The sequence below is a fragment of the Pseudorhodoferax soli genome (assembly GCF_003337555.1).
Lineage (GTDB): Bacteria > Pseudomonadota > Gammaproteobacteria > Burkholderiales > Burkholderiaceae_C > Pseudorhodoferax > Pseudorhodoferax soli.
Genome location: NZ_QPJK01000002.1, coordinates 523485 through 538974 on the forward strand (window position 1 = coordinate 523485; position 15490 = coordinate 538974).

17 protein-coding genes are annotated in these 15490 nt (G+C 70.1%); 14 read left to right on the top strand and 3 right to left on the bottom strand.

Annotated features, from left to right (window positions below):
- Positions 1-45 precede the first annotated feature (45 nt).
- Positions 46-1122, bottom strand: coding sequence for a porin (locus DES41_RS09140; protein ID WP_114467319.1), 1077 nt, complete (start codon positions 1120-1122; stop codon positions 46-48).
- 278 nt (positions 1123-1400) lie between these two features.
- On the opposite strand from DES41_RS09140, the gene coq7 reads away from it, so the two are divergent.
- On the top strand, positions 1401-2018 hold the full coding sequence (gene coq7 / locus DES41_RS09145; RefSeq protein WP_114467320.1) for a 2-polyprenyl-3-methyl-6-methoxy-1,4-benzoquinone monooxygenase: 618 nt from the start codon (positions 1401-1403) through the stop codon (positions 2016-2018).
- 33 nt (positions 2019-2051) lie between these two features.
- On the opposite strand, the gene DES41_RS09150 is transcribed toward coq7, so the two are convergent.
- Entirely contained in the window at positions 2052-2501 is a 450-nt protein-coding gene (locus DES41_RS09150; RefSeq protein WP_114467321.1) for an OsmC family protein, read from the bottom strand.
- Between the two features lie 291 nt (positions 2502-2792).
- Here DES41_RS09150 and ilvA point away from each other — a divergent pair, with 291 nt between their 5' ends.
- Genes ilvA through DES41_RS09165 form a run of 3 tightly spaced genes read left to right on the top strand, consistent with a single transcriptional unit; the run spans position 2793 to position 5731 of the window.
- Positions 2793-4355 (top strand): threonine ammonia-lyase, biosynthetic, encoded by a 1563-nt coding sequence (gene ilvA, locus DES41_RS09155; RefSeq protein ID WP_114467322.1) that lies wholly within the window; start codon positions 2793-2795, stop codon positions 4353-4355.
- Between the two features lie 6 nt (positions 4356-4361).
- Complete coding sequence (locus DES41_RS09160) at positions 4362-5171, top strand: adenosylcobinamide-GDP ribazoletransferase (protein ID WP_114467803.1); 810 nt, start codon at positions 4362-4364, stop codon at positions 5169-5171.
- The gene (locus tag DES41_RS09165; protein ID WP_114467323.1) at positions 5171-5731 is read left to right on the top strand and encodes a histidine phosphatase family protein; all 561 of its coding nucleotides are present in this window, start codon (positions 5171-5173) and stop codon (positions 5729-5731) included. Before DES41_RS09160 ends, DES41_RS09165 begins: the two co-directional genes overlap by 1 nt.
- Here DES41_RS09165 and DES41_RS09170 read toward each other — a convergent pair.
- A complete protein-coding gene (locus DES41_RS09170; RefSeq protein WP_245965633.1) occupies positions 5721-6134 on the bottom strand; it encodes a type II secretion system protein N in 414 nt (137 codons plus the stop codon). The genes DES41_RS09165 and DES41_RS09170 overlap by 11 nt on opposite strands.
- Before the next feature lie 105 nt (positions 6135-6239).
- On the opposite strand from DES41_RS09170, the gene gspG reads away from it, so the two are divergent.
- The 10 genes from gspG to DES41_RS09220 all read left to right on the top strand — a co-directional run bounded on the left by gspG (position 6240) and on the right by DES41_RS09220 (position 15483).
- Complete coding sequence (gspG, locus tag DES41_RS09175) at positions 6240-6677, top strand: type II secretion system major pseudopilin GspG (RefSeq protein WP_211332935.1); 438 nt, start codon at positions 6240-6242, stop codon at positions 6675-6677.
- Entirely contained in the window at positions 6652-7104 is a 453-nt protein-coding gene (locus DES41_RS09180; RefSeq protein ID WP_114467326.1) for a pilus assembly FimT family protein, read from the top strand. Before gspG ends, DES41_RS09180 begins: the two co-directional genes overlap by 26 nt.
- Positions 7104-7460 (top strand): type II secretion system minor pseudopilin GspI, encoded by a 357-nt coding sequence (gene gspI, locus DES41_RS09185; protein ID WP_114467327.1) that lies wholly within the window; start codon positions 7104-7106, stop codon positions 7458-7460. Before DES41_RS09180 ends, gspI begins: the two co-directional genes overlap by 1 nt.
- Positions 7461-8123: a prepilin-type N-terminal cleavage/methylation domain-containing protein gene (locus tag DES41_RS09190; RefSeq protein ID WP_114467328.1), complete on the top strand. Its 663-nt coding sequence runs from the start codon at positions 7461-7463 to the stop codon at positions 8121-8123.
- Entirely contained in the window at positions 8120-9079 is a 960-nt protein-coding gene (gene gspK / locus DES41_RS09195; RefSeq protein ID WP_114467329.1) for a type II secretion system minor pseudopilin GspK, read from the top strand. Before DES41_RS09190 ends, gspK begins: the two co-directional genes overlap by 4 nt.
- 76 nt (positions 9080-9155) lie before the next feature.
- Entirely contained in the window at positions 9156-10382 is a 1227-nt protein-coding gene (gene gspL / locus DES41_RS09200; protein ID WP_114467330.1) for a type II secretion system protein GspL, read from the top strand.
- Entirely contained in the window at positions 10379-10885 is a 507-nt protein-coding gene (gene gspM, locus DES41_RS09205) for a type II secretion system protein GspM (protein ID WP_114467331.1), read from the top strand. Before gspL ends, gspM begins: the two co-directional genes overlap by 4 nt.
- A gap of 2 nt (positions 10886-10887) precedes the next feature.
- Complete coding sequence (gene gspN / locus DES41_RS09210) at positions 10888-11694, top strand: type II secretion system protein N (protein WP_114467332.1); 807 nt, start codon at positions 10888-10890, stop codon at positions 11692-11694.
- A 4-nt stretch (positions 11695-11698) separates the two neighbouring features.
- Positions 11699-14095 carry a type II secretion system secretin GspD gene (gene gspD / locus DES41_RS09215; RefSeq protein ID WP_425466345.1) on the top strand — a complete coding sequence of 799 codons (2397 nt, stop codon included), beginning with the start codon at positions 11699-11701 and terminating at the stop codon, positions 14093-14095.
- Positions 14095-15483 carry a GspE/PulE family protein gene (locus DES41_RS09220; RefSeq protein ID WP_114467333.1) on the top strand — a complete coding sequence of 463 codons (1389 nt, stop codon included), beginning with the start codon at positions 14095-14097 and terminating at the stop codon, positions 15481-15483. The genes gspD and DES41_RS09220 overlap by 1 nt, the downstream gene beginning before the upstream one ends.
- Positions 15484-15490: the final 7 nt, after the last annotated feature.

A 15490-nucleotide genomic window follows, 5' to 3' on the forward strand; every position in this document is an offset into this window, starting at 1 on the left:
CTATATACATTGCAATCGCCAGGCTGCGCTCAGGCAGCCTTTGGATTAGAACGTGTGGACAACGCCCACGCCGACGGCGTAGGGGTTGGCAGAGGCCAAGCCGCGGCCGTTTGCGTTGACAGCGGTGATCGCGTTTTGGTCGTAGCCCTTTGCGAAGTCGATGTACAGACGGGTGCGCTTGGACAGAGCGTAGTTGGCGAACAGTTCGAGAGCTTGGATGTCGGCTTCCGTATTGCGGGCGTATGCCACACCAACGTTTGCAGGGCCGAAGGGAGCCACTGCAGCCAAGGTCCAGCCCTTGCCACCGGCCAGTTGACCACCGCTGCCAGCCGCGCCACCAGCGCTGAACGTGTTGTAGTTGCGCGTCAGGTCGCCGTCGCGCTCACGACGGTTGTACGTTGCGGCCAGCTTCACAACGCTCAGGTCGTAGCTCACGCCCACTGCGTAGGCAGTGCGCAGGCCTTCTGCAGACTTGGTCTCGGCAATGGCGCTGACAGACAGCGGGCCGTTGGCGAACGTTGCACCCAGGCTGTAGCGGTTCTTGGAAGCGTCCGGCACGCCGATGCCCTGCACGCCACCTTCGTCACCCTTGGCCGTGAAGCCAGCGCGCACCACCACACCACCGAAGTTCGGCGAGGTGTATTGCAATTGGCTGCTACGACGCGAAGAACCGTACCAGGTCACAGCGCTGATGCCGGCGCGGTCATAAGCGGAGGAGTAGGAAGTGCCGTTGAAGTCATAGGCACCCATCACCTTGGCGCCGATGGACGACGAGCGGCCCAACTGGATCGCACCCCAGCCAGCGCCTTCCAGGCCCACCCAGGCTTCACGGCTGAAAGCAACAGAAGTGCCGCCAGTGGACAGATCCAGACCGCCGGATTGCAGGTTGAAGTTGGCCTTCAGACCGCCGCCCAGATCTTCCGTGCCACGGAAGCCGATCACCGACGTGCTGTTGAAACCGTCTTGGGTGCCGGCATAGCCTTCACCGTTGTTCATGCCCCACTTGCCGTCCTTGACCTTACCGAAGCCAATGTCCAGCACGCCGTACAGGGTGACAGACGACTGGGCCATGGCAGCGCCGGAAGCAGCCAGCACGGCCAAAGCGATCAGACTCTTTTTCATTGCGAGATTCTCCAAGGTTAAACAGAGGGCTCCGGTTCGAAGAGACCGCGTCGTGCTTCAGCACTTTTGTTCGATCTCACCGGAGTCCCGGGCCAACCTCCTTTTGGGAAGTTGGGCGTATTGCACCAGAACAGGTGACCTTGGGCAAAAGAAAAGGCCGAAGAAGGCTCTTTTTCGTTGCATGGTTACAACAGCCCGCACGAGCATGGGGGGCTGTGCCAACGCGCTCAGATGTCGCAGACCGGCCCCTATACTGGGTTTTTCGCGACCTGCCGCCCATGGACACACTGCTCAGCACCGTCGACTCCGCCCTCCGAACGCTGTTCGTGCAAGCCCGGGCGAGCCGGCCTTGCCCCACCTTGCCGGAGCAGGCCACTGCGTTGGCGCACGAGGAGAAGCAGTTGTCGGGCTCGCTGATGCGCGTCAACCATGTGGGAGAGGTGTGCGCCCAGGCGCTTTACACGGGCCAGGCCCTCGCCACGCGGGACCCGGCGCTCCGCGCCCATTTCCAGGAAGCGAGCCGCGAGGAAACCGACCACCTGGCCTGGACGGCCGAGCGTTTGCAGGAACTGGGCGCGCGGCCCTCGCTGCTGAACCCCGTCTGGTACGCCGGTGCATTCGCACTCGGCTTCGTGGCTGGGAAGATCGGCGACAAGTTGAGCCTGGGCTTCGTGGTCGAGACCGAAAAGCAGGTCGCCGAGCACCTGGGCTCGCACCTGGGCCGTCTTCCGGAAGGCGACCATGCGTCGCGCGCCATCGTGGCCCAGATGCGCGACGACGAACTGCGCCATGCGCGCGATGCCGCCCTGGCCGGTGCGCTGCCCTTGCCCCGATTCGCCAAAGGCTTGATGCGCGCGGCAGCGAAGGTCATGACGACCACCGCGCACCGCATCTGAAGCACCTGCGGCGCGCGCAGTGCGCTGAGGGCTTCAGCCGTCCTTCAGCTCGAAGCTGGTGACGATCTCGGCTGTCTTGCCGAGCATGATGGTGGCAGAGCAGTACTTGTCGTGGCTCATGGCGATCGCCCGTTCCACCGCCGCGGGCTGCAGACCCTTGCCGGTGACCGTGAAGTGCATCTGGATGCGCGTGAACACCTTCGGGTCGGTCTCGGCGCGCTCGGCGCTGAGCTTGACCGAGCAACCGCGCACATCATGCCGCCCGCGCTTGAGGATCAACACCACGTCATAGGCTGTGCAGCCGCCCGCGCCGGCGAGCACGGTCTCCATGGGGCGCGGCGCCAAGTTGCGCCCCCCGTTTTCGGGCCGCGCCTCGTCTGGCGCGCCGTCCATGGCCAGCACATGGCCGCTGCCGGTTTCCGCCACGAAGCCCATGCCGGATTGCGTGCCGGCGGCGCCGGTCCAGCTCACTGTGCATTCCATCTCTACATACCCCTGGGTTGTGCTGGCCAAACAGCGTTGCGAAAGTGCCGAATTCTTCACGAAAATTCACCGCTGACATGTCACGCAATGCTGCGTCGCACAAAAATAGTGGCTATACTTCATCCATCGCGTCGCAAGTCGGCGCACCGATTGTCTCCTCCACCCTCCGAAAAGGTGGATTAGCCCCGAACCGCAAGGTTCGGGGCTTTTTTCTTTGTGCGGCGCAAAACACCGTGGTGCGGTGTTCTCTATGATCCGCGCTCCCCGCACCGCACGCTCCCGCTCCATCCCATGCCTTCCACCAAGCGCCTGTCTCCTGCCGACTACCTGAAGAAGATCCTCACCGCCAGGGTCTACGACGTGGCCACGGAGACAGCGCTGGAGCCGGCCCGCGCCCTGAGCCTGCGCCTGCACAACACGGTGCTGCTCAAGCGCGAGGACCAGCAGCCCGTGTTCAGCTTCAAGTTGCGCGGCGCCTACAACAAGATGGCGCACCTGACGCCGGCGCAGCTCAAGAAGGGCGTCATCTGCGCCTCGGCCGGCAACCACGCACAGGGCGTGGCCATGAGTGCCCGCAAGCTCGGCTCGCGCGCCGTGGTGGTGATGCCGACGACCACGCCGCAGCTCAAGATCGATGCTGTGCGCGGTTTCGGTGGCGAGGTCGTGCTGCACGGTGACAGCTACAGCGATGCCTACCAGCACGCCGCCAAGCTCGAGAAAAAGGAAGGCCTGACCTTCGTCCACCCCTTCGACGACCCGGACGTGATCGCTGGCCAGGGCACCATCGCCATGGAGATCCTGCGCCAGTTGCAAGGGCTGGGCATTCAACACCTGGACGCGGTCTTCGTCGCCATCGGCGGCGGCGGCCTGATCTCCGGGGTGGCCAACTACATCAAGGCCGTGCGCCCGGAGACCAAGGTCATCGGCGTGCAGATGACGGATTCCGACGCGATGGCCCGGTCGATCGCGGCCGGCAAGCGCGTGACGCTGGACGACGTGGGCCTGTTCTCCGACGGCACGGCCGTCAAGCTGGTCGGCGAGGAAACCTTCCGCATCGCGCGCGGTCTGGTCGACGACTACGTGCTGGTCGACACCGATGCGGTCTGCGCTGCCATCAAGGATGTCTTCGTGGACACGCGCAGCATCGTGGAGCCGGCCGGCGCGCTGGCCGTGGCCGCGATCAAGCAGTACGTGGCCACCCACAAGACGCGCGGCGAGACCTACGCCGCCATCCTGTGCGGCGCCAACATGAATTTCGACCGCCTGCGCTTCGTGGCCGAGCGTGCCGAGGTCGGCGAGGAGCGCGAGGCCCTGTTCGCGGTGACGATCCCCGAGGAACGCGGCAGCTTCCGCCGCTTCTGCGAGGTGGTCGGCCAACTGCCCGGCGGCCCGCGCAACGTGACCGAATTCAACTACCGCATCAGCGATTCGGCCCAGGCCCACGTGTTCGTCGGCCTGACCACGCACGGCAAGGGCGAATCGGCCAAGCTGGCCACGCGCTTCGTGCGCAGCGGCTTCGAGGCCATCGACCTCACCCACGACGAACTGGCCAAGGAGCATGTGCGCCACATGGTGGGCGGCCGCTCGGCACTGGCGCGCGACGAACGCCTGCTGCGCTTCACCTTCCCCGAGCGCCCCGGCGCGCTGCTCAAGTTCCTGAGCCTGATGAAGCCGAACTGGAACATCAGCCTGTTCCACTACCGCAACCAGGGCGCGGACTATGGCCGCATCCTGGTCGGCATGCAGGTGCCGGCCACCGAGGCCAAGGCCTTCGGCAAGTTCCTCGACCAGCTGGACTATCCCTGGGTCGAAGAGACCGCCAACCCGGTCTACCGCCTGTTCCTGCAGGCCTGAGTGCGCGTGCAGCAGGCCATCCGGCACTACCTGGTCGCGCTGCAGTTCTTCACGCGCGTGCCGGTGACGGGCCGCCTCGCGGCCTGGGTCGGTTTCGACCAGGCCATGCTGCGTGCGGCCGCTGCGCATTTCCCGGGCGTTGGCTGGCTCGTCGCGCTGTGGGCCTGCTGCGTCAGCACCCTGCTCTGGTGGCTGCTGCCGGCACAGGGCTTCACGCCGCTGGCCGTGGCGGCGCTGGGCACAGTGGCCACCGTGCTGATGACCGGCGGTTTCCATGAGGACGGCCTGGCCGATGTGGCCGACGGCCTGGGCGGCAGCCTGGACCGCGAGCGCGCACTGGACATCATGAAGGACTCGCGCATCGGCGCCTTCGGTGCCATGGCCCTGGTGCTGGGCCTGGTGTCCAAGATCGCGCTGCTGGCGGTGGTGGGCGGCTCCGGCCTGGCGCCGCTGCTGTGGGCGCTGCTGGGCGGGCATGTGCTGTCGCGCCTGCTGCCGCTGGCCCTGCCCATGCTGCTGCCGCACGTGGGCGACACCGCCCGCTCCAAGGCCAAGCCGCTGGCAGACCAGATCGATGTGCACACGCTGCGCCTGGGTGCGCTGTGGTGCCTGCCGGCGCTGCTGGGCATCGCCCTGGGCCAGGGCCTGGCCTTCGTGCTGTATGGCTGCACCAGCGCGGTGTTGGCCGCCGCCTGGATGTTCCGCTGGTTCCGCCAACGGCTGCAGGGTTTCACCGGCGATGCGCTGGGCGCCACCCAGCAGGTCTGCGAAATCGCCTTCTACCTGGGTGCGGCCTGCGCGCTGGGCCGCGGCTGATGCGGCTGTGGCTGGTGCGCCATCCGCTGGTGCAGTTGGCGCCCGGCATCTGCTACGGCGCCAGCGACGTGCCAGCCGATCCGGCCCATACGGCGCAATGCGCTGCGCAGCTGGCCCGGGAGCTGCCGCACGGGGTCGCTGGCGCATGCTCGCCGCTCGGCCGCTGCCGCAGCCTGGCCGATGCACTGGCCCGGCTGCGCCCCGATCTGCGCTTCAGCACCGATGCACGCCTGGCCGAGATGGATTTCGGCCACTGGGAAGGCCAGCCATGGGACGGCATCGGCCGGGCCGCCATGACGGCCTGGACGCAGGACTTCGCGCGGCACCGTCCGGGCGACGGCGAATCGGTCAGCGACTTCATCGCGCGCGTGCAAGCGGCCCTGCAGGCCACCACCGCATTGGACGTGCCCGAGGCGCTGTGGGTCACGCATGCCGGCGTCATCAAGGCCGTGCGCTGGCTGCTGTCCGGCAAGGGCCCGCTGGAGCGCGCCGACCAATGGCCGACCGACAGCCTGGCCTGCGGCGCCAGTTGCGTGCTGGCCTTGCCGCCTAACGCGTGACCGGCGGCAGTTCCAGCGTGGCCAGCGGGTCGGCGTCCGGCGCGGCGGCCAACACCGCCTTGCGCGCGCCGACCGAGCTCAGCCGCACGCCGGGTTCGATCTCGGCACCCACGCGGAACGGCTTGGGCGGCTGGCCGGCCACGGCGATCAGCGCCGCGCCGCCCTGGCGCCGGTCTGCCACCACGCCCGTCAGCACATAGCGGTTGTTGGTCACCACCGGGGCCGCGGCCACCTGCACCGTGGCGCCCAGCAGGCGCCCCACGGCCGTGGCGTCGGCCTGCGCCAACGCCGACTTGGCCACCGGCGCCGGCGCCGCCTCGCCGCCCGGCCCCAGCAGGCGCAGCGCCCAAAACGCCACGCTGAGGGCGGCCAGCGTCCACACCAGCACGGTCACCAGCCGCACAGGCCAGGGATTCGCAGTGCGGGCGGACGGAAAGGAAGCTGGAGCGGTTCGCAACATGCGCGGATTATCATGGAACGCTTCGCCCCAGCAGCGCTCCACATCTCCATGAATCTGTTGTCCCGCTCCCGCCGCCGCATCCAGGCCGGCTTCACCCTGATCGAACTGATGGTCGTGCTGGTCATCATCGGCGTGCTGGCCGCGCTGATCGTGCCCAACGTGCTCGACCGCGCGGACGACGCGCGCGCCACCGCCGCCAAGACCGACGTGACCAACCTGGTGCAGGCCCTGCGCATGTACCGGCTGGACAACCAGCGCTACCCCACGGGCGAGCAAGGCCTGCAGGCCTTGCTGGTCAAGCCGACCACCAACCCGGCGCCCATCAACTGGAAGCCCTACCTGGAAAAGCTGCCCAACGACCCCTGGGGCCGCCCGTACCAGTACCTCAACCCCGGCGTGAAGGGCGAGATCGACGTGATGTCCTTCGGCGCCGACGGCCAGCCCGGCGGCGAGGGCAAAGATGCGGACATCGGCAGCTGGCAGTAAGCCGACGCGCCCGCGCGGCTTCACGCTGCTCGAACTGCTGGTCGTCGTGGCCATCGTGGCCCTGGCCAGCGCCGGTGTCGGCTTCGCGTTCCGCGACAGCGCCGACAGCCAGCTCGAACGCGAGGCCCAGCGCCTGGCGGCGCTGTTCGACGCCGCCCGTGCGCAGTCGCGCGCCAATGGCGTGCCGGTGCGCTGGCGCGCGCTGGAAGGCGGTTTCCGCTTCGAAGGTGCGCTGCCCGGCACGCTGCCCGAACACTGGCTGAGCCGCGACACCATCGTCGCTGCGCAGGCCAGCGTGCTGCTGGGGCCCGAACCCGTCATCGGCGCGCAGTGGCTGGAACTGCGTTCGGTCGCCAACCCGCAGCTGGCGCTGCGCGTCGCGACCGACGGCGTGCGCCCGTTCGCGGTGCAGAACGTGCAGCCGTGATGCGCCCGAGCCGGGGCTTCACGCTGGTCGAGGTGCTGGTGGCGCTCGGCATCGTCGCCATCGCGCTGCTGGCCGGCACCCAGGCCACGAGCGCGCTGACGCGCAACGCCACGCGCCAGAGCGACGTGCTGCTGGCCCAGATCTGTGCCGAGAACGAACTCATGGCGCTGCGCCTGGCGCGCCAGCTGCCCGGCGTCGGCGACACCGACCAGCCCTGCGAGCAGGCAGGCCGCATGTTCCGTGTGCAGCTGGGCGTGCGCCCCACCCCCAACCCGAGCTTTCGCCGCATCGATGCACAGGTGCTGGAAGACGGCGTGCCGGTGCTGCGCATCACCACCATCCAGGGGCGCTTCTAGATGCGCAGGGCCCACCGCGGCTTCACGCTGGTCGAGCTGCTGATCGCGCTGGCCATCATGGCCATCGTCGCCGTGCTGAGCTGGCGCGGCCTGGACGGCATGACCCGCACGCAGGCCGCCACCCGCGCCCACACCGACGCCGTGCTGACACTGCAGGCCGGCCTGGCGCAATGGACCGCCGACCTGGACGCCATGCTGGATGTCACCGAGCGGCCGCCGCTGGACTGGGACGGCCGCGTCATGCGCATCGTGCGCGCCAGCACCACGCCCGGCGAGACCGGCCCGCTGGTCGTGGCGTGGACGCGCCGCGGCGTGGCCGACGGCGGCCAGTGGCTGCGCTGGCAGTCGCCCGTGCTGCACAGCCGGGCCCAGCTGCTGCAGGCCTGGGAGCGCGCCGGCAACTGGGCGCAGACGCCCAGCAGCGACGAGCGCCAACGCGAGGTGGCCATCGCGCCCCTGCTGGACTGGCGGCTCTTCTACTACCGCGTCAACACCTGGACCAACCCGCTGTCCAGCGCCGACACGCCGCAGACCGGCAACAGCGGCGGCACCGATGTGCCCGACGGCGTGCGCCTGGTGCTCGAGCTGCCGCCGGGCGGCGCGGTGTCGGGCACCATCACGCGCGACTGGGTGCGGCCCACGGTCGGAGGCAGCGACCGATGAGGCGCGCCCACGCCCAACGCGGCGCAGCCCTGCTGCTCGCCATGCTGACCGTGACCCTGGTGGCGACCTTTGCCGCCACCGCGCTGTGGCAGCAGTGGCGCGCGGTCGAGGTCGAGCAGTCCGAACGCGCGCGCAGCCAGTCGGCATGGGTGCTGATCGGTGCGCTGGACTTTTCCCGGCTGATCTTGCGCCAGGACGGAACGGCCAGCGACACCGACCACCTGGCCGAACCGTGGGCCGTGCCGCTGCAGGAATCGCGCATGTCCACCTTCCTGGCGGCCGAGAATGGCGTCAACCAGGGCGGCGACGAAGGCCTGCCCGAGGTGTTCCTCTCGGGCAGCATCGTCGACCTGCAGTCGCGCATGAACGTCGCCAATCTGGTGGACGGAGAAGGCAAGCTGCTCGAAAAGCCACTGGAGGCCTTCAAGCGGCTGTTCGAGCTGCTGGGCCTGCCCCAGGCCGAACTCATGGCCATGGCCGAGAACCTGCGCCGCGCCAGCCAGAAGGAAACCGACGACGGTGCGGACGTGCCGCTGCGCCCCGAACGCTTCGAACAGCTCGCCTGGCTCGGCGTCTCGCCAGGCACGCTACGCCTGCTGGAGCCCTATGTCACCTTGCTGCCGCAGACGACCGCCATCAACCTGAACACCGCCAGCCCGCAGGTGATCGCCGCATCCATGGAAGACGTGGACCTCACAGCGGCCCAGCGGCTCGTGCAGGCCCGCAACAACAGCGCGCTGCGCACCGTGGCGGACGCGGCGAGGATCCTCGACCGGGTCGGCCAGCTCACCGAAGGCGACTACGCCGTGCGCTCCAGCTTTTTCGAAGTCAACGGCCGCTTGCGCATGGAGGGCACCGTGGTCAGCGAGCGCTCGCTGATCAAGCGCGCCGCGGGCCGCAATCCCGCCGTCACCACCATCTGGCGCCAACGCGTGGCCGGAGAGCGCCAGCCGTGACCGTCATCAGCGCTCTCTACAATCGCGCGCCGCAAGCGCGGCCCGGCCGCGTCCCTCCGCCTCCGAGAGAGAAACCTTGAGCACCCTGATCGTCGTCCTGCCCCTGGACACCCCCGGTGCAGCCACACCGCTGGAGTACGTGCTGAGCGCCGACGGCCGCACCGCCGGCGCCCACGCGCATGCCGTGGCTGCGCTGCTGCCCGCCGCACGCGAGACCGTGGCGCTCGTGCCTGCGCAGGCGTTGTCCTGGCACCGCGTCGAGCTGCCCAAGGGCTCGCTCGCGCGCGCCGCCGCCGGGACGCCCCGCCTGCGCGCGCTGCTCGAAGGCCTGCTCGAAGACCGCCTGCTCGACGAGCCCGGCGCCGTGCATTTCGCGCTAGAGGCCGGTGCCCGCGCCCAGGCCCCGGCCTGGGTCGCCACCTGCGACCGCGCCTGGCTGCGCGCCGGCCTGGACCTGCTGGAGGCGGCGCGCCGCCCGGCCGCCCGTGTCGTGCCCGAGCTGGCGCCCGGCAGCGAGCAGATCGAAATCCTCGGCACGCCCGAGTCCGCCTGGCTGGCCTACAGCGGCGCGCAGGGCGTCAGCGTGCTGCCACTGGCCGCGCCGTCGCTGGACTGGGCCCTGGCCCAGGCCGGCAGCGCCGAAGAGGTGCCCGTGCTGGCCGACCCCGCCCTCGCCCAGCTGGCCGAGCAGAGCGGCGCCCGCCAGGTGCAGCTGCGCCCCGCCACGGAACGCTGGCTGCAGGCCGGTGCCGGCAGCTGGGACCTGGCGCAGTTCGATCTGGCCAGCTCCGACCGCCGCCGCGCCGTGCAGGGCACGCTGCGCCGCATGGCCGCCATCGCCCGCGGCCCGCAGTGGCGCCCGGCGCGCTGGGGCCTCGGCCTGCTGGTGGCCGCCCACCTGGTCGGCGTGAACGCCTGGGCCTGGAAGGAATCGACCGCCCTGGCCGACAAGCGCGCCGCCGTGCGCGGCGTGCTCTCCAGCAGTTTTCCGTCCGTGCGGGTGGTGGTCGACGCGCCGGTGCAGATGGCGCGCGAGGTTGAACTGCTGCGCCAGGCCTCCGGCGCCTACGGCCCGCGCGACCTCGAAGCCATGCTGGGCGCCCTCGGTGCCACGCTGCCGCCCGCCCAGGTGCCGCAGGCCATCGAGTTCGGCAACGGCGAAGCCCGGCTGCGCGGCCTGGCCACCGACCCCGAGGCCCTGGCCGCGCTGAACAGCCGGCTGCGTGCCCACGGCATGGCGGCGCAGTCCGAAGGCGAGCGCCTGCTGCTGCGCGCCCTGCCCGGTGCCGGAGCCACACCATGAAGATCGCCGCAATTCAACAACAGCTGCGCACCCGCTGGGACCTGCTCGCGCCGCGCGAGCGTGGCGCCGTCGTGCTGGCCGGGGCCATCGTGCTGGTGGCCCTGGCCTGGTGGGTTCTGCTCGGCCCGGCCCTTGCCACGCTGCGCCATGCCGAGGCGCAGCACCATGCGCTGGATGTCCAGCTGCAGACCATGCGCGGCCTGCAGTCCGATGCCATGGCCCTGCAGAACCAGCCGCGTCTGCCCTACGACGACGCGCTGCGCGCGCTGGAGACCTCGGTGCGCCAGCGTCTGGGCAGCACCGCCCAGCTCAGCGTCGCGGGCGAGCGCGCCACGCTCACGCTCAAGGGCGCCGAGGCCGATGCACTGGCCCGCTGGCTTACGCAGGCACGCGTCAATGCGCGCGCACTGCCGGCCGAGGCCCGCCTGACACGCGCGGCCGGACCCGCCAACGCCCCCGCCCGTTGGGACGGCGCACTGGTCCTCACGCTGCCGGCCCGCTGACCGTGGCGCGTGCCCCCCGCACCACCGCGACCGCGCGCGCCCCCTGGGGCTGGGCCTGGCTGGGTGGCGCCGTCGGGCTGTTGGCCGGCGTGCTGGTGTTCGCGCCGGCCAGCTGGCTGGCCTGGGCCGTGGAGCAAGGCAGCGACCAGCACGTGCTGCTGCGCGCGCCGCGCGGCAGCCTGTGGAACGGCTCGGCACAGCTGGTGCTGGCCGGCGGCGCGGACAGCCGCGACGCCATCGCCCTGCCCGGCCGCTTCGAGTGGCAGCTGCGCCCCGCGCTGTCGGGCCTGAAGCTGGCCATGCGCGCGAGTTGCTGCATGCAGCAGCCCTGGCAGGTGCGCGCCCAGCCGCGCTGGACCGGTGCGCGCGTGCTGGTCGGCGATGGCCAGTCGCACTGGCCGGCCACGGTGCTGGCCGGCCTCGGCACGCCCTGGAACACGGTCCAGCCCGAGGGCACGCTGGCGCTGTCCGCGCAAGACCTGTCGCTCGAATGGATCTCGGGGCGCGTTCTGGTGAACGGCCGCCTGCAGCTGGAGGCCAGCGAGCTGTCCTCGCGCCTGTCCACGCTCAAGCCCATGGGCAGCTACCGGCTCACGCTGGCCGGCGGCGGCGACGACGCGCCGCCCAGCCTGCGGCTGGAGACCATTTCCGGCAGCCTCAGCCTGAATGGCAGCGGACAATGGGTGGGCTCGCGCCTGCGCTTCTCCGGCGAGGCCATCGCCGATCCCGAGCGGGTCGACGCGCTTTCCAATCTCCTGAACATCATTGGCCGACGCAATGGCCTGCGTTCCATCATCCAAGTGGGCTAGCCCGATGCACTCCTTCCTGAACCGACGCCCCGCCCACCCGACCCCCCGGGCCTGTGCCCTCGCCGCCGCGCTGCTGTGCAGCGCCCTGCCGGTGCGGGCCCAGATCCCGCCGGCGCCGCAGGTGCCGCAGGCCGGCATGCCGGCCGCTGCCATGCCGGCCCCGGGCGGCCCCAGCACCGTCAGCCTGGTGCCCAGCGGCCCGCGCCGCGGCGACCCGGTCACGCTGAACTTCATGAACGCCGACATCGAGGCCGTGGCGCGCACCATGGCCACCATCACCGGGCGCAACGTGGTGGTGGACCCGCGCGTGAAGGGCACGATGAATTTGTCGACGGACCAGCCGGTGCCGCCCTCGGTGGCCTACAGCCAGTTCATCGCGGCGCTGCGCATGCAGGGTTTCACCGTGGTCGATGCCGCCGGTCTCGACAAGGTCGTGCCCGAGGCCGATGCCAAGCTGCAGAGCAGCCCCGTCAGCATCAGCGATGGTGGCGACGGCGGCCTGCCCAGCGGCAGCCAGATCGTCACGCAGATCTTCCGGCTCAACCACGAAAGCGCCAACAACCTGGTGCCGGTGCTGCGCCCACTGATCAGCCCGAACAACACCATCAACGCCAACCCAGGCACCAACTCGCTGGTCATCACCGACTACGCCGACAACCTGCGCCGGCTGGGCCGCGTGATCGCGGCCATGGATGTCTCCAACGCCACGGACGTGGAGGTGATCCCGCTGCGCCACGCGCTCGCCAGCGACATGGCGCCCCTGGTGTCGCGCCTCGTCGAACCGGGCAGCAGCACAGGCGGTGGGGCAGCACCGGCCGCGGGCCAGGCCGCCGACACCTCATACCGCACCACGCTGCTGGCCGAGCCGCGCAGCAATGCGCTGGTGGTGCGCGCCAGCAACCCGGCGCGCATGAACCTGATCCGCTCGCTGGTGGCGCGGCTGGACCAGCCGCCAGCACCCGGCTCCAGCGCCGCCAGCGGCAACATCCATGTGGTCTACCTCAAGAACGCCGACGCCGTGAAACTGGCGGCCACGCTGCGCGCGGCCATGGCAGCGGGCAACACCGGCGGCACCGGCACGCAGGGCGGCGGCAGCGTGCCCGGCAGCAGCACGTCCAACCTGGGCACGCTGCAGACCTCGTTCGGATCGAACAGCAGCAACAGCAGCTCGGGTGGCAGCACCAACAGCGTCTCGGGCTTCGGCAGCAGCAGCTCGGGCGGCGGCAACCTGAGCCAGGGCAACAGCAACCAGCCGTCGACCGGCGGCCAGATCCAGGCCGACCCCTCGACCAACTCGCTGATCATCTCCGCGCCCGAGCCGCAGTACCGCCAGCTGCGCACCGTCATCGACCGGCTCGACGGCCGGCGCGCACAGGTGCTCGTGGAAAGCCTGATCGTCGAGGTCAACGCCGAGAAGGCGGCCGAGTTCGGCATCCAGTGGTCGGCCCTGCTGGGCGGCAAGAACCTGGCGGCACTCGGCACCAACTTCAGCGTGGGTGGCAGGAACATCTTCAGCATCGCGCCCGGCCTGCTCAACGGTTCCGGCACCACGACGGCCGGGCAGACGGCGTTGCCCTCCACCGGCGGCAACCTGGGCTACATCTACCAGAAGAACGGCAACAACGTGCTCGGCTTCCTGGCGCGCTTCCTGGAAACCAACACCGACGGCAACATCCTCTCGACGCCGAACCTGCTGACGCTGGACAACGAGGAGGCGCGCATCATCATCGGCGAGAACGTGCCCTTCGTGACCGGCTCCTACACCAACGCCACGAGCACCGGCTCGGGCACCGTCAACCCGTTCCAGACCTACGAGCGCCAGGACGTGGGCCTGACGCTGCGGGTGCGCCCGCAGATCAACGAGAACGGCACGGTCAAGATGGTGATCTACCAGGAGAGCTCGGCCGTCAAGTCGGGCACCGAATCGGCCGCGAGCGGCCCGACCACGACCAAGCGTGCCATCGAATCCACCGTGCTCGTGGACGACGGCTCCATCGTCGTGCTGGGTGGCCTGCTGCAGGACCAATACGGCGGCAACCAGGAAAAGGTGCCGGGCGTGGGCGACATCCCGTTCTTCGGCAACCTGTTCAAGAGCGAAGCCCGCTCGCGCAGGAAAACCAACCTGATGGTGTTCCTGCGCCCCGTGGTGGTGCGCGACAACTCCTCGGCCGAGCAGTTGTCCATGGACCGCTACGACCTCATGCGCGTGGGCCAGCAACAGGCGCAGCCGGTGGAGAGTTCGCTCGTGCGCGTGAACGAGGCGCCCGTGCTGCCCGAGCAGCCGCTGCGCCGGCTGACCCCGGCTGCGGCGACCATGCCAGCGCCGCTGCTGCCGCCCTCCACCAACCTGCAGACCCAGACGCCGGGCGCGCCGTCGCAGCCTGTGACCACGCCGCAGTGATGCGCCACCCGCTGCCCTACGCCTTCGCCCGCAGCCAGCAGCTGCTGCTGGAAGAGAACCTCGGCGAGCTCACGCTGTGGCTGCACCCGGCCACGCCGCCGACCGCCGTGGCCGAGGTCATGCGCAAGCACCGGGTGCGCCATGTGCAGTCGCTGGCCCAGGCCGCGCTGGCCCAGCGCATCAGCGCCGCCTATGCCCAGGGCGAGTCCAACGCCGCGGCCGTGGTCAGCGAGGTCGAGAGCGATGCCGACCTGTCGCGCATGATGCAGGAACTGCCGGCGGTGGAAGACCTGCTGGAGACCTCGGACGACGCGCCCATCATCCGCATGCTCAACGCGCTGCTGACGCAGGCCGCGCGCGACGGCGCCAGCGACATCCACATCGAGCCCTACGAGCGCCACTCCAGCGTGCGCTTCCGCGTGGACGGCACGCTGCGCGAGGTGGTGCAGCCCAACCGCGCGCTGCACGCCGCGCTGATCTCGCGCCTCAAGATCATGGCCGAGCTCGACATCTCCGAGAAACGCCTGCCGCAGGACGGCCGCATCAGCCTGCGCATCGGCACGCGCGCGGTCGATGTGCGCGTCTCCACGCTGCCCAGTGCGCACGGCGAACGCGCCGTGCTGCGGCTGCTGGACAAGTCCAGCGAGCGCATCAGCCTGACCTCCGTCGGCATGCAGGGCGAGGCGCTGCGCCAGCTGCAGGCACTCATCGCCCAGCCGCACGGCATCATCCTCGTGACCGGGCCCACGGGCTCGGGCAAGACCACCACGCTGTACGCTGCGCTCTCCGAACTCGACGCCTCGCGCAGCAACATCATGACGGTGGAAGACCCGATCGAGTACGAGCTGCCCGGCATCGGCCAGACCCAGGTCAACGCCAAGATCGACCTGACCTTCGCCAAGGCCCTGCGTGCGATCCTGCGGCAAGACCCGGACGTGATCATGATCGGCGAGATCCGCGACTTCGAGACCGCGCAGATCGCCATCCAGGCCTCGCTGACGGGCCACCTGGTGCTGGCCACGCTGCACACCAACGACGCCGCCAGCGCCGTCACCCGGCTGATCGACATGGGCGTGGAGCCCTTCCTGCTGAGCTCCTCGCTGCTGGGCGTGCAGGCCCAGCGCCTGGTGCGCAAGCTGTGCACCACCTGCCGCGGCCCGGGTTGCGACGCCTGCGGCCACACCGGCTACCAGGGCCGCACCGGCGTGTTCGAGCTGCTGGTGGCCGACGATGCGATCCGCGCCCAGGTGCACAACCGCGCGTCGGAGGCCGACATCCGCGCCGCCGCGCAGCGCAACGGCATGCTGCTGATGCGCGAGGACGGGGAACGCCTGGTGGCGGCAGGCGTCACCTCGCGCGAAGAACTCTTGCGCGTGACACGCGACTGAGCCGCCG

Coding starts and splice junctions, on each gene's coding strand:
- gspK (WP_114467329.1), top strand. CDS start 8,120: ATGAGGCGCGCCCACGCCCAACGCGGCGCAGCCCTGCTGCTCGCCATG.
- gspD (WP_425466345.1), top strand. CDS start 11,699: ATGCACTCCTTCCTGAACCGACGCCCCGCCCACCCGACCCCCCGGGCC.
- gspM (WP_114467331.1), top strand. CDS start 10,379: ATGAAGATCGCCGCAATTCAACAACAGCTGCGCACCCGCTGGGACCTG.
- DES41_RS09150 (WP_114467321.1), bottom strand. CDS start 2,501: ATGGAATGCACAGTGAGCTGGACCGGCGCCGCCGGCACGCAATCCGGC.
- DES41_RS09165 (WP_114467323.1), top strand. CDS start 5,171: ATGCGGCTGTGGCTGGTGCGCCATCCGCTGGTGCAGTTGGCGCCCGGC.
- gspI (WP_114467327.1), top strand. CDS start 7,104: ATGCGCCCGAGCCGGGGCTTCACGCTGGTCGAGGTGCTGGTGGCGCTC.
- coq7 (WP_114467320.1), top strand. CDS start 1,401: ATGGACACACTGCTCAGCACCGTCGACTCCGCCCTCCGAACGCTGTTC.
- DES41_RS09190 (WP_114467328.1), top strand. CDS start 7,461: ATGCGCAGGGCCCACCGCGGCTTCACGCTGGTCGAGCTGCTGATCGCG.
- ilvA (WP_114467322.1), top strand. CDS start 2,793: ATGCCTTCCACCAAGCGCCTGTCTCCTGCCGACTACCTGAAGAAGATC.
- DES41_RS09220 (WP_114467333.1), top strand. CDS start 14,095: ATGCGCCACCCGCTGCCCTACGCCTTCGCCCGCAGCCAGCAGCTGCTG.
- DES41_RS09180 (WP_114467326.1), top strand. CDS start 6,652: ATGCGGACATCGGCAGCTGGCAGTAAGCCGACGCGCCCGCGCGGCTTC.
- DES41_RS09140 (WP_114467319.1), bottom strand. CDS start 1,122: ATGAAAAAGAGTCTGATCGCTTTGGCCGTGCTGGCTGCTTCCGGCGCT.
- gspG (WP_211332935.1), top strand. CDS start 6,240: ATGAATCTGTTGTCCCGCTCCCGCCGCCGCATCCAGGCCGGCTTCACC.